This is a genomic window from Streptomyces sp. NPDC008317 (assembly GCF_042955955.1).
Classification (GTDB): Bacteria; Actinomycetota; Actinomycetes; order Streptomycetales; family Streptomycetaceae; genus Actinacidiphila.
In genome coordinates this window covers 1-1,650 of record NZ_JBIBFQ010000022.1, presented here as the reverse complement: position 1 = coordinate 1,650, position 1,650 = coordinate 1, and the positions used below count along the sequence as shown (strand labels likewise).

At 57.5% G+C, this 1,650-nt stretch carries 2 rRNA genes; both read right to left on the bottom strand.

What is annotated here, in order from left to right:
- A 23S ribosomal RNA gene (locus ACFY9V_RS35425) occupies positions 1 to 1,272 on the bottom strand; the annotation flags it as partial.
- Between the two features lie 293 nt (positions 1,273 to 1,565).
- Positions 1,566 to 1,650: ribosomal RNA gene (locus tag ACFY9V_RS35420) — 16S ribosomal RNA — on the bottom strand; the annotation flags it as partial.

Below are 1,650 nucleotides of genomic sequence, written 5' to 3'. Positions count from 1 at the left end.
AATGACACGACTTCGGCGGTACGCTTGAGCCCCGCTACATTGTCGGCGCGGAATCACTTGACCAGTGAGCTATTACGCACTCTTTCAAGGGTGGCTGCTTCTAAGCCAACCTCCTGGTTGTCTCTGCGACTCCACATCCTTTCCCACTTAGCGTACGCTTAGGGGCCTTAGTCGATGCTCTGGGCTGTTTCCCTCTCGACCATGGAGCTTATCCCCCACAGTCTCACTGCCGCGCTCTCACTTACCGGCATTCGGAGTTTGGCTAAGGTCAGTAACCCGGCAGGGCCCATCGCCTATCCAGTGCTCTACCTCCGGCAAGAAACACACGACGCTGCACCTAAATGCATTTCGGGGAGAACCAGCTATCACGGAGTTTGATTGGCCTTTCACCCCTAACCACAGGTCATCCCCCAGGTTTTCAACCCTGGTGGGTTCGGTCCTCCACGACCTCTTACAGCCGCTTCAACCTGCCCATGGCTAGATCACTCCGCTTCGGGTCTTGAGCACGCTACTACACCGCCCTATTCGGACTCGCTTTCGCTACGGCTACCCCACACGGGTTAACCTCGCAACGCACCGCAAACTCGCAGGCTCATTCTTCAAAAGGCACGCAGTCACGACTGAAGTTCCGAAGAACAACAGCGACGCTCCCACGGCTTGTAGGCACACGGTTTCAGGTACTATTTCACTCCGCTCCCGCGGTACTTTTCACCATTCCCTCACGGTACTATCCGCTATCGGTCACCAGGGAATATTTAGGCTTAACGGGTGGTCCCGCCAGATTCACACGGGATTTCTCGGGCCCCGTGCTACTTGGGTGGCTCTCAAGAGAGCCGCCAGTGTTTCGGCTACGGGGGTCTTACCCTCTACGCCGGACCTTTCGCATGTCCTTCGCCTACACCAACGGTTTCTTACTCTCCGGCCAGTCGGCAAACTGACCAAGAAAGCTCCCACGACCCCGCATGCGCAACCCCTGCCGGGTATCACACGCATACGGTTTAGCCTGATCCAGTTTCGCTCGCCACTACTCCCGGAATCACGGTTGTTTTCTCTTCCTGCGGGTACTGAGATGTTTCACTTCCCCGCGTTCCCTCCACATACCCTATGTGTTCAGGTATGGGTGACAGCCCATGACGACTGCCGGGTTTCCCCATTCGGACACCCCCGGATCACAGCTCGGTTGACAGCTCCCCGGGGCCTATCGCGGCCTCCCACGTCCTTCATCGGTTCCTGGTGCCAAGGCATCCACCGTGCGCCCTTAAAAACTTGGCCACAGATGCTCGCGTTCACTATGCAGTTCTCAAACAACCAACCATCCCCCACATCCCGCCAGCAGACCGCTGACGCTCAATGAGACTGGTTCCACTGAGAAGAACTCTCGTTCCCTCAGGACCCAACAGCGTGCCCGGCCCGACTGCCCTCTGATCACGTTCCACGCCGAAGCAGTACTGGTGACAGACAACAACCGTGCCGAATAGTCAACGTTCCACCCATGAGCAACCAGCACCGGACACTCGCCGGTGTACTGGCCTCTGACCACCGAAGTGGTAAGAAGTGCTCCTTAGAAAGGAGGTGATCCAGCCGCACCTTCCGGTACGGCTACCTTGTTACGACTTCGTCCCAATCGCCAGTCCCACCTTCGACGACTCC